Annotated in this window: 6 protein-coding genes; all 6 read left to right on the forward strand. The window is 36.4% G+C overall.

Annotated features, from left to right (window positions below; all coding sequences use genetic code 11):
- Positions 1-139 precede the first annotated feature (139 nt).
- The 6 genes from K6T82_RS05250 (at position 140) to K6T82_RS05275 (ending at position 12699) form a co-directional block, all read left to right on the forward strand.
- Positions 140-2869 carry an alpha-d-galacturonidase gene (locus K6T82_RS05250; protein WP_223704872.1) on the forward strand — a complete coding sequence of 910 codons (2730 nt, stop codon included), beginning with the start codon at positions 140-142 and terminating at the stop codon, positions 2867-2869.
- Between the two features lie 225 nt (positions 2870-3094).
- Positions 3095-6490: a malectin domain-containing carbohydrate-binding protein gene (locus K6T82_RS05255; RefSeq protein WP_223704873.1), complete on the forward strand. Its 3396-nt coding sequence runs from the start codon at positions 3095-3097 to the stop codon at positions 6488-6490.
- 290 nt (positions 6491-6780) lie between these two features.
- Complete coding sequence (locus K6T82_RS05260) at positions 6781-9183, forward strand: glycoside hydrolase family 2 TIM barrel-domain containing protein (RefSeq protein ID WP_223704874.1); 2403 nt, start codon at positions 6781-6783, stop codon at positions 9181-9183.
- Positions 9184-9419: 236 nt separating this feature from the next.
- Entirely contained in the window at positions 9420-10661 is a 1242-nt protein-coding gene (locus tag K6T82_RS05265; protein WP_223704875.1) for a ribulose-bisphosphate carboxylase large subunit family protein, read from the forward strand.
- Positions 10661-12040, forward strand: coding sequence for a four-carbon acid sugar kinase family protein (locus tag K6T82_RS05270; protein WP_223704876.1), 1380 nt, complete (start codon positions 10661-10663; stop codon positions 12038-12040). The genes K6T82_RS05265 and K6T82_RS05270 overlap by 1 nt, the downstream gene beginning before the upstream one ends.
- Entirely contained in the window at positions 12037-12699 is a 663-nt protein-coding gene (locus K6T82_RS05275; RefSeq protein WP_223704877.1) for an aspartate/glutamate racemase family protein, read from the forward strand. Before K6T82_RS05270 ends, K6T82_RS05275 begins: the two co-directional genes overlap by 4 nt.
- Positions 12700-12808 lie beyond the last annotated feature (109 nt).

Genomic DNA, 12808 nt, shown 5'->3' on the forward strand with positions numbered 1-12808 from the left:
TCAATATGTAATCGTTAAACTAAACAAATTATCACTACAAATCTGCCGAATCTGCTAGATCTGCGAGAGTTTATTTTTTCCCGCAGATCTAGCAGATTAAGCAGATTATTTTAAATAGAATACCCAAAAACAGCATACTATGAAATATTTACAATTACTTTTTTTATGTCTTTTCGTCTCTTTCGCGACAGCGCAAAACATTACTATTGTTAGTGATGCGACTTCGCCAAGAGCAAAATTTGGAGCAGAGAAATTATCAGAAACGCTTTCAGCAAAAGGTTTTACAGTTGCTTCTGCCGATAAATTAAAAAGTTCAAAAGATAAAGTAATTGTTATTGGAGAAAAAGGAACTGACTTTTGGAAAAAGAATGCAAAAAGCGCTAAAATCGACGATAGTAAATTAACGAAGAAAGAAGGTTTCTTAATTCGCACTCAAAAAAATATCATTTTCATTGAGGGAACAGATGCGAGCGGTACTTTGTATGGCGCAATGGAATTGGTAGACAGAATTAAAAGTTCAGGTCATCTTCCTTCAGAAATCAACATTGAAGATAGTCCGGAAATGGTTCTTCGTGGAGCTTGTATTGGAATGCAGAAACCGGTTTATCTTCCGGGCCGTGATGTTTACGAATATCCTTATACGCCAGAAACTTTTCCTTGGTTTTACGATAAAGCACTTTGGATAAAATATTTAGACATGCTGGTAGACAACCGCATGAACTCTTTGTATTTATGGAACGGACATCCGTTTGCTTCTTTAGTAAAATTGAAAGAATATCCGTTTGCAGTAGAAGTGAGCGACGAAGACTTCAAAAAGAACGAAGAAATCTATAAATTCCTAACCGTTGAAGCTAACAAAAGAGGGATTTGGGTTATTCAGATGTTCTACAATATTATTGTTTCTAAGCCTTTTGCAGAGCATTTTAATATTAAAACACAAGATCGCTCAAGACCAATCACGCCTTTATTGTCTGATTATACTAGAAAATCTATTGCGGCTTTCATCGAAAAATATCCAAATGTTGGTTTAATGGTTTGTTTGGGAGAAGCAATCAATACGGTTGATGATGACGTAGAATGGTTTACCAAAACGATTATTCCGGGTGTTCGTGATGGTTTGCAAGCATTAGGAAAAACAGAAGAACCGCCGATTATTTTACGTTCTCATGATACAGACGGACCTTTGGTGATGGAGAAATCACTTCCGTTATACAAAAATTTATATACAGAAAGTAAATATACAGGAGAGTCTTTAACGACTTATACGCCGGGCGGACCTTGGGGAGAAACGCACAAACAATTGAGCGCTTTGAAATCAATTCATATTGAGAATGTTCACATTTTGGCAAACTTAGAACCTTTTAGATATGGTTCTCCAGATTTTATTCAAAAAACAGTAAAAGCAATGCACAGTGTGCACGGAGCTAATGCATTACACTTATATCCGCAAGCTTCTTATTGGGATTGGCCATATTCTGCTGATAAAACAAAATCGGGTGAGCGTTTACTAGAAATGGATCGCGATTGGATTTGGTACAAAGCTTGGGCAAGATATGCTTGGGATAGCAAAAGAGACAGAAACGAAGAAGTTAAATATTGGGATAAAGATTTAGCAGCGAAATTTGGAACAAGCCAAGAAGCAGCAAATAATATTTTAAAAGCATACGAAGAAACAGGAGAAATTGCTCCAAAAACGTTAAGACGTTTCGGAATCACAGAAGGAAACAGACAAACCTTATTGTTAGGAATGTTCGAAAGCCAATTGGTGAATCCGTCGAAATGGAGAGTATATCCAGGTTTCCACGAATCTTGCGGACCAGCGGGCGAATTGCTTTTAGAATACGCTAAAAAAGAATGGAACAAAGAGCCACATTCTGGCGAACTTCCAACGCAGATTATTGCTGAAATTACAGAACACGGAAGATTGGCTGTTGAAGCGATAGACAAAGCAGAAGCTAGTGTAACGAAAGACAAAGAAGAATTTGCACGTCTTAAAAATGATATGCATGCGTACAAAGCTTTCGCCGATTTCTTTTCAGAAAAAGTAAAAGCAGCGTTGTTGGTTTTAAGATACAGTTATTCAAATGATATTGCCGATTTAGACAAAGCAATGCCTCATTTGGAAAAAAGCTTGGAGCATTACGAATTATTGGTAAAGTTGACAAAAGATACTTATTACTATGCCAACAGTATGCAGACTGCACAACGTAGAATTCCGATTGGAGGAGACGATGGAAACAACAAAACTTGGGCTGAATTATTGCCTCATTACGAGCGTGAATTGGCTAATTTTAAAAGAAATCTTGAGAAACTAAAATCTTCAAAAGACGGAAAAGTAGAAAGCAAAGAAGGAAAACCTTGGAAAACGGCAGAAGTAACTTTCATCGATGAAAAACCGGGAACTTATTTAGTAAAAACTGGAACAAAAGTCTACGGAACAGATATTTCTGAATTAACAAAAATAGCTCCTGAACTTCAAAACCTAAGAGGATATTCGTTTGTAGAAAACGATCAAAATGAAAAAGGAACACACTTGAAGTTTAGAAATACAAAATCGGTTAAATTGGTAGTTGGATATTTCAATTCAGATCAAAAGAGATTTTTATTGCCTCCAAGTTTAGAAACAGATGCGGCGGGAAATGCTCACGGTCAAGCCGAAGTAATTCTGGCAAGTGCGATGAACTTGAAAGATTTACCACGTGTAAACATTCATACGTATACTTTCCAACCAGGAGAAAATAAATTAGATTTAGGAAAAGGAAAAGTATTGATTTTAGGTTTCATCGATGCTGATCAAAACATTACACCACGTGATGTTGGATATATTGATGCAGGAGAAAAAGCAGCGGTGGATTGGTTATTTTATTAATCCGCATTCCTGCAAGGTTTTCAAAACCTTGTAGGTATTATAAATGAACGTTAAAATTAAACCTACAAGGTTTTGAAAACCTTGCAGGAAATAGAAAATATGAACAGAATAGTTTTTTTTATTTTTTGTTTTTTTTCAAGTCTTTGCTTTGTTTGGAGTCAGAGCAAAGATTCAGGTAAATTTCGAAAAGAGATTTCTCTGAATTCGTCTTGGGAAACCATAATCTTGGAAAATCTTCCGGTGCAGGAAGAGAGGTTTGTAGACCATCCAAAAACTGATTCCAATTGGCAGCAGGTTAGTGTGCCTCACAATTGGGATCAGTATTATGGTTTCAGGAGAACAAAACATGGAAATTTACACGGTACTGCATGGTACAAAAGAACATTAAAACTCGATAAAACTACGGCTGGAAAAAGGCTCTTTTTGTTTTTTGAAGGCGTTAGTTCTTATGCGACAGTTTGGGTAAACGGAAAAAAAGTGGGCGAACACAAAGGTGGGCGAACCACTTTTACGCTTGATATTACTAAAGTGGTTTCTTTAGATAAAGAAAACCAAATTTTGGTAAAAGCATCACATCCATCTTTTATAGCCGATCTTCCTTGGGTTTGCGGTGGTTGTTCTGGCGAATGGGGATTCTCAGAAGGTTCTCAGCCAATGGGGATTTTCAGACCTGTTTCTTTAGTCGTTACCAACGATGTTAGAATCGAACCTTTTGGCGTTCATATCTGGAATGACAAATCGGTTTCGAAACAAAAAGCAATTTTATTGACTACGACTGAAATCAAAAATTATGGGACTTCAGATCGAAATTTAACGATAGAAAATATTCTTTTTGATGCTTCAGGAAAGAAAGTTGCAAGCTCAAAAAGTTCGGTTAAATATACTTCGGGCGAAATAAAATCGGTTGCTCAGACTTTACCAGAAATTCAAAATCCGAAATTGTGGTCGCCGTCTAATCCGTATTTGTATAAATTGGTTACTTCTGTTATCGAAAACGGAAAAGTAATCGATCAATTAACAACGCCTTACGGAATTCGTTGGGTAAGCTGGCCTGTGAGTCGTGACGGAAAAGACAATCGTTTTTTTATTAACGATGAACCAGTTTTTATAAATGGTGTTTGTGAATACGAACATCAAATTGGAAATAGTCATGCGTTTTCAGACGAACAAATTCACGCTAGAATCGAACAGATTAAAGCTGGCGGATTTAACGCTTTTAGAGAAGCACATCAGCCTCATAATTTATTGTATCAAAAAGAATTGGACGAAAACGGAATTTTGTTTTGGAGTCAGTTTTCTGCACATATTTGGTATGACACACCAGAATTCAAAGAAAACTTCAAAACCTTATTGCGAGAATGGGTTAAAGAACGCAGAAACAGTCCTTCAGTTGTCATGTGGGGCTTGCAGAATGAAAGTACAATTCCGAAAGAGTTTGCCGAAGAATGTACGCAGATTATACGTGAAATGGACCCATTATCGGCTTCACAAAGAATTGTGACGACTTGTAACGGTGGAGAAGGAACAGATTGGAATGTTGTTCAAAACTGGTCAGGAACGTATGGCGGAGATCCGTTGAAATACCATTTAGAAATGACGACTCAATTATTAAATGGAGAATACGGTGCATGGCGTTCTGCCGATTTACATACAGAAGGTGAGTTCGATCAAAAAGGAACTTTAAGCGAAAATCGTTTTTCTCAATTAATGGAAATTAAAGTGAGAGAAGCTGAATCGGTTAGAGATAAAATCGCTGGACAATTCAATTGGCTTTTTGCTTCGCACGAAAACCCAGGACGTGTTCAAAACGGGGAAGGATTTAGAGATATTGATAAAGTTGGCCCAGTAAATTACAAAGGACTTTTTACAATTTGGGGCGAGCCGATGGATGCCTTTTATATGTATCGTGCTAATTACGCTTCAAACAAAACGAATCCGATGGTTTATATCGTTTCGCACACTTGGCCAAGCCGTTGGGAAAAAGCGGGAATCAAAAGTGGTATCGATATTTACTCGAATTGCGACGAAGTTGAATTGTTTAATGACGTGAATAAAATTTCACTTGGAAAACAAAAAAATCCTGGAATTGGAAAGCATTTTCAGTTTAACAATGTCAATATTCAATACAATGTTTTATACGCAGTTGGATATGTAAACGGAAAAGCAGTTGCCAAAGATTATATTGTTTTGAATACTCTTCCGAAAGCGCCAAATTTGGAATCTTTAGTTGCTGATAAAACGGATATTTTAAAAGCAAAAAGTGGTTTAAATTATATCTACAGAGTAAATTGCGGTGCTTCTGAATATACAGATAGTAACGGAAATACTTGGTTAACCGACACACACAAAAGCGGACATAACACTTGGGGATCTTTATCTTGGACAGATAATTTCGAAAAATTGCCAGACTTTTTTGCAAGTCAAAGAAGCAGTTTTGATCCTGTAAACGGAACAAAAGATCCAGAATTATTCCAGAATTTCAGATATGGAGTTGATAAACTGCGTTACGAATTTCCTGCGCCAGACGGCGAATATGTAATCGAATTGTATTTCTCAGAACCTTGGTACGGAACTGGTGGCGGATTAGACTGCAAAGGCTGGCGTTTGTTTGATGTAGCAATCAACAATAATACGGTTTTAAAAGACTTTGATATTTGGGCAGAAGTTGGACATGATAAAGCGTTAAAGAAAACTTTTACTGTAAAAAGTGTCAATGGAAAAATCGTGATTTCATTTCCAAATGTAAAAGCTGGACAAGCGATTATTTCAGCGATTGCGATTGCAACAAAAAATAAAAATGTAAAACCAGCGGATCAATCGCCAAGAAATATTCAGAATGTAAGTTTAGGTGCTAAAGATTTTAAAATGGGTTCTTGGTTAGATATCAATTCGAAACAATATTCTAATTCTGAAGTTATTTTTACCGAATTACCTTCTGAAGTTTTTGGTGCTGATTATTTACAGTTTGCCGCTAATTCAAAAACCTCAGGTTCATTCACAGCAAAAGAAGAATCAACTATTTTTGTTTTAGTCGATGATAAATCAAAGTCATTAAAAGGACTTTCAGATTATAAGAAAATAGAAGAAAAAGCGAAAAACAACAACGGAGTTTCTTTTGATGTTTTCACTAAAAAAGTAATAAAAGGGGAGAAGATCACTTTTGATAATGCTGAAACAATTTCGACAATTGCAGTAGTTCCAACTTACGATATGGGCGAAAAAGACGATTCAAGACCTGTCGTAATCATAGAAGCAGAAAAAACAAAAACGACTGGAACAGGAATTGAAAAAGGAAATTTCAAAAAAGCGGATTATATTGAATTTACTAAAAAGACCAATAACAGTATTGAGTTTGAAGTAAAACCAGGGGTTGCTGGAATTTATTTAATGCGTTTCCGTTTCATGAATCGAAATGAAACGCCAATGAAAGTAAAATTCAAAATGGAAGATGCATACGGAATTCTAATGCGAAATGACACTATTGAATTTTTCCCTTCACCAGAAAAATGGAAAATTTTGAACACCACATCAGGAGGTTATATCAATGCAGGAACGTATAAAATTACTTTGGAAGGAGATGATTTGAAAGGGTTGTTGATTGATAATTTTGAATTTCAGTAGGTTTTTGTGGGAGGTAGAAAGTGACAGAGTAACAAAGTGACAAAGGTTTCTTTTGAAAAGGTATTAGTTTGTCAGGCTGAGCGAAGTCGAAGCCCACGCAAAGTAACTCTACAATTTAGGATTATAAAGAAATAAAATAATCTCGCAAAGTCGCAAAAAACGCAAAGTTTTTTTCTGAACCATATAAGTAATATAAGTTCAATTAAGACAAAACTTAAATTATCTTATATTACTTATATGGTTTAATTTACTTTGCGACTCTGCGACTTTGCGAGAGAAAAAATAAAAATATGTTTAAAAAAATTACACTTACATTATTGTTTTCGGTATCAATTTTTGCACAAAAACAAGCCAGAATTGTAGAAGACTTCAACAAAAATTGGAACTTTAAATTAGGAGATTATCCCGAAGCGATAAATGCTAATTATAACGTATCAGATTGGAGAACGCTTCAATTGCCGCACGATTGGAGCATTGAAGGTGCTTTCGATAAAGATGCTAAAACCAAACAAGCGCAAGGATTTTTGCCTGCTGGAAAAGGATGGTATCGTAAAGTTTTTACGATTCCTGCGAGTTGGAAAAGCAAAACAATTTCGATTGAATTTGATGGTGTTTTTAAGAATAGCGAAGTATTCTTAAATGGGAAATCATTAGGAGTTCGTCCAAATGGTTATATCTCATTTGCTTACGATTTGTCTCCGTATTTAAATTATGGACAAGCCAATACTATCGCTGTTAAGGTCGATAATGATTCTCAGCCAAACTCAAGATGGTATACTGGTTCTGGAATTTACAGAAATGTGAGATTGGTGGCTAGCGAAAAATTGCACGTAGGGAAGTGGGGAACTTTTGTAACTACACCTGAGGTTTCAACAAAGCAATCAAAAGTGCATTTAGAAGTTACAATCAATAATGATAATGATAGTGCCAGAGAATTTACATTGGTGACTTCAATTTTAGATGCTAAGAATAAAGAAGTAGCCAATAAGACTTCTACAGAAAAAATCGGTGCTAAAACATTTGAAACAAAAGTGCATAACCTCGATGTTTTAAAGTCACAATTATGGAATACCGAAAATCCGTATTTGTATAAAGTCATTACTAAAATCTACGAGAAATCTGTACTAGTTGACAATTACGAAACGCCGCTTGGATTCCGTTATTTCAATTTCGATTCAGAAAAAGGATTTTCATTAAACGGTGTTCCAACTAAAATTTACGGAGTTTGTCTGCATCACGATAATGGTGCTTTGGGAGCTGTAGAAAATATTCACGCCGTTAGAAGAAAACTGACTTTGATGAAAGAAATGGGAGCAAACGCGATTAGAATGTCTCACAACCCACATTCTTTAGAAATGATGCAATTGTGCGACGAAATGGGATTTATCGTTCAGGACGAAGCTTTTGACGTTTGGAAAAAGAAAAAAGTAACCAACGACTACCACAAAGATTGGGATGCTTGGCACAAACAGGATTTAGAAGATTTTATCAAAAGAGACCGAAATCATCCGTCGGTTATGATGTGGAGTATTGGTAACGAAATTAGAGAGCAGTTTGACAGCACTGGAATTGCGATTACGAAAGAGTTAGCTAAAATTGTAAAATCTTTAGACGTTACTCGTCCCGTAACTTCTGCTTTGACTGAAAATGTAATCGAGAAAAACTTCATTTATCAATCAGGTGCTTTAGATCTTTTAGGATTCAATTACAAACATGAAGATTATAAAGATTTTCCAACTAAGTTTAAAGGGCAAAAAATATTAGCTTCAGAAAGTGTTTCAGCTTTAGAAACACGTGGACATTACGATCAATCAGATATTATCCAAGCTTGGCCTGTAAAACATGGCGCTCCATTTGATGGAAATGCAGATTGGACGGTTTCGGCTTACGATCAAATAAAATCTTATTGGGGAGCAACACACGAGGAAAACTGGAAAACAATTAAAAGTCAGGATTTCATGGCAGGAACTTTTATCTGGACTGGATTCGATTATATCGGAGAACCAGATCCTTATCCGTTTCCTGCAAGAAGTTCGTATTTCGGAATTGTAGATTTAGCCGGACTTCCAAAAGATGTCTATTATATGTACCAAAGCGAATGGTCGAATAAAACAGTTCTGCACATTTTACCGCATTGGAACTGGAAAAAAGATCAGGAAATCAACGTTTGGGCGTATTACAATAATGCAGATGAAGTAGAATTGTTCTTAAACGGAAAATCATTAGGAAAGAAATCAAAACAAAATGATGATCTACATATTTCTTGGAAAGTGAAGTTCGAACCAGGAACGTTAAAAGCGATTTCTAGAAAGAACGGAAAAGTAGTTTTAGAGAAAGAAATTAAAACCGCTGGAGAAGCTTCTAAATTGAATTTAGAAGCAGATAAAAAAGTGATTAAAAATGATACTTACGATTTAGTTTACGTAACGGTTTCGATGACAGACAAAGACGGAAACTTCGTTCCAAATGCAATGGATTTAATCAATTTTGAAGTTACGGGCGGAGGAAAATTAGTTGGAGTTGATAATGGTTATCAAGCCAATTTAGAATCCTTTAAAGCCAATTCTTGCAAGCTTTTCAACGGAAAATGTGTTGTGATTATTCAATCGAATGGCAAGAAAGAGAATGTTCAGTTGAAAGCGAGTACTGGAAATGGAATTCCTATTTCGTCAATCAATATTAAAGTGAATTAAAAAAATAGAAAGCTTAAAAAAACTCCATTAGAAATAATGGAGTTTTTTGTTCATAACCACATTTATTTTGGAAGTCTTGCCAGAATTGGCTGTCCTCTATATCTTTTGCTAAAAGCTAAAAGAAGAAAAAAATAGAAATCTTTAACTATTTTCAGATTTCTTCCGCAACCCTCACACTACAGGACACTTACTTCCTATAAATTCGTTTATTTAGAATTTCTTTAAAAATATACTAGATGGAAAGAGTTTTTGCAGAATATCTTATTGAAACCCCTTATGATGTAGAACAAGCTTCAGCGGTTTTGGCGGGAGAGCAGTCTTCGGGAACCTTTGTGTCAGTACCGGGCGAAACTGAAGAATTGAAAAAGCGTTTTGCAGCAAGAGTAGAGGATATTCAGTTATTGGATGTGTCAGAGGAACCATCCATTCCGGGCGGCAGTATTCCTGGAAAAAAATATCAGAAAGCAAGAGTAAAAGTTAGCTGGTCTATAGAAAATTTTGGGTATAATCTGCCAGTTTTAATTAGCACTTTACAAGGAAATCTATATGAAATCACGCAATTTACAGGTTTGAAACTAATGGATTTTGAAGTGCCGGAATCTTTTCAAAATCATTTCAAAGGACCTAAATTCGGAATCAAAGGCTCTAAATTATCTTGTGGCGTAACCGACAGACCAATGATTGGAACTATTATTAAACCCAGCATAGGAATGAGCGTGGAGGAAACTGCGACTTTGGTAAAATCATTAATTGATGCCGGAATCGACTTTATTAAAGATGATGAATTGATGGGATCTGCTGCTAATTCACCTTTTGATGAAAGAGTAAAAGCGATTATGAAAGTTATTCGTGACAACGAACAAAAAACGGGTAAAAAAGTAATGTATGCTTTCAATATCAGTGATGAAATTGACGAGATGCAGCGAAAATATGATCTGATTATAAAGGAAAAAGGAAGCTGTGCAATGATCAGCATCAACAGTGTCGGGCTTTCGGGAACGAAGAAAATATGTGATCAGGGCGAACTCGTTATTCACGGTCACAGAAATGGCTGGGGAATGCTGAACCGCCATCCTTTATTGGGAATCGAATTTCCTGCTTATCAAAAAATTCAGCGTCTGGCAGGAGTCGACCAACTTCACGTTAACGGAATTCAGAATAAATTTTGGGAATCGGATGATTCGGTAGTGACGTCCATAAAATCTTGTTTGAAACCGTTTTTAGGCGGATATGAAATCTTGCCTGTTGTCTCTTCGGGACAATGGGGTGGACAAGCAGTAGAAACTTACCGAAGAACCCAAACTACCGATTTGCTGTATATGGCAGGTGGCGGTATTTTGGCACATCCAATGGGACCAAAAGCTGGAGTAAACGCATTACAGCAAGCCTGGACAGGAGCCGTTGAAGGTTTGTCTGTTGAAGAAACTGCTTTGAAGTATCCTGAATTTGCCGCATCAGTAAAGAAATTTTCTAAGTAATGAAAAACAATAAATTGCTATTAGCTTATTATGGCGATGATTTTACGGGTTCTACGGATGCCCTTGAATTTCTGACATTGGCTGGAGTGAAAACCATTCTTTTTCTTCGAAAACCGACTCAAAAGGACTTAGATCGCTTTCCAAAAATTCAAGTAATTGGTCTGGCTGGAAAAAGCCGATCAATGTCGCCTTCGGAAATGGAAGCAGAACTTTTTCCTGCTTTCGAAAACCTGAAAAGTTTTGAACCCGCACATTTTCATTATAAAGTCTGTTCTACTTTCGATTCGGCACCACACGTTGGTAACATTGGAAAAGCAATTGAAATTGGAAGTGAGGTTTTTAATCAGAAAACAGTTTTGGTTTCGCCGTCAGCACCACATTTGGGAAGATTTTGTGTATTTGGAAATCTTTTTGCCCGAATGGGAACTATTGGAAACGGAGAAATTTACCGTATCGACCTTCATCCGTCTATGAGTAAACATCCTGTGACACCTGCTTTGGAAGGGGATTTGACGATTCATTTGGCAAAACAAACTCAGAAATCCATCAATCTTGTCAATTTAACCACAATTGAAAAAGGTTCTGAAAAAGTTCTGGAAGAAGTTGCTAATAACAAAAGTGAAATTCTGTTTTTTGACGGATTTAATTTGGAACATCTAAAAACGATTGGAAGTGTTTTTAATGAATTGGCGGCCGAAAAAACATTATTTTCTGTTGGTTCATCTGGAATCGAAATGGCTTTGGGATTAGATTGGAAAGACAAAAAAGTTATAGGAAATCAAAAAACATTTGAATCAGCAGGAGAAATTTCTCCCATACTTGTTTTATCAGGAAGCTGTTCTCCAGTAACATCAGATCAAATTGAATATGCTTTACAAAATGGATTTTTGGAAATCGCATTAGAAAGCAAAGCCGTTGCTATTCAAAATCAGGCTGAAATTATACAGAATACCGTTGCTCAAATTGTTGACAATTTCAATCAGGGCAAAAGTACCATTTTACATACTAGCAAAGGTTCAAACGATCAGCGTATTGCAGAAACCGAATTGTTTTTTAAATCAAAAGGCTTTTCAGCAAATGAAATTCAGAAACAATGCAGTTCAATTTACGGAAGCGTTTTGGGACAAATAGCGAAAGAAGTATTAAAAGCTGTCAAAATAAAAAGAATCCTTTTTGCAGGTGGGGATACTTCAAGTTATGCTGCTTCGAAATTGGATATTCTGGCACTGGAAATGATTGCGCCAATAGCTCCTGGAGCTCCGCTTTGCAAGGCAGTTTCGGACAATGAATGGGTAAATGGAATAGAAATGAATTTTAAAGGCGGACAAGTGGGCACCGCCGATTATTTTATAAAAGTATTAAAAGGAGAAAAATTATGAGCGCAAAAGTTTTAGGTTTTGTACATACATCGGCAACATTGGTTCCGTTGTTTCAGCAATTAAGCAATGAGTTTTTACAAGGAATTGAAACATTCAATATAGTGGATGACAGCTTGATAAAAGACGTAATCAAAAAAGGAAAACTAATGCCAAATACTGCTGCAAGAGTCGTAAGCCACATTCAGGCTGCCGAAACTGCAGGTGCGGATGTGATTTTGGTAACCTGTTCGTCTATTGGTGTGGCGATCGAAACGGCTGCGACATTGGCAACAGTTCCAGTAATTCGTGTAGATCAGGCAATGGCAGATGAAGCAGTGCAGATCAGCAGTAAAATTGGTGTAATTGCTACTTTGCCAACGACTTTGGAACCAACCAGTGATTTGGTTAGAAGAAGAGCAGAATTGGCAGGTAAAAATGCAACAATTACTTCGAAATTATGTGAAGGTGCTTTTGAAGCTTTAATGAGCGGAGATTCGGCTAAACATGATGAAATGGTTGCTAAAGCGCTGAAAGAATTAATGAAAGATGTAGATGTAATTGTTTTGGCGCAGGCTTCAATGGCACGTGTTGTTGATGGCTTAAGTGACGAAGAAAAACTAGTGCCTATTTTGGCAAGTCCAGCTATTGCAGTGAAAAAACTGGCGGAGCTTTATTTCTAAAATAAAATTCTGAGCAGAAAGATTAGCTGGTTTAGTAGAATCTTACCGCTTTCCGTTGCAATCTTTTGTGCCGAATCTCGGTACAAAAGGATTTTCCCTTCAATCGGGG

The organism is Flavobacterium potami (genome assembly GCF_020026915.1).
GTDB lineage: Bacteria > Bacteroidota > Bacteroidia > Flavobacteriales > Flavobacteriaceae > Flavobacterium > Flavobacterium potami.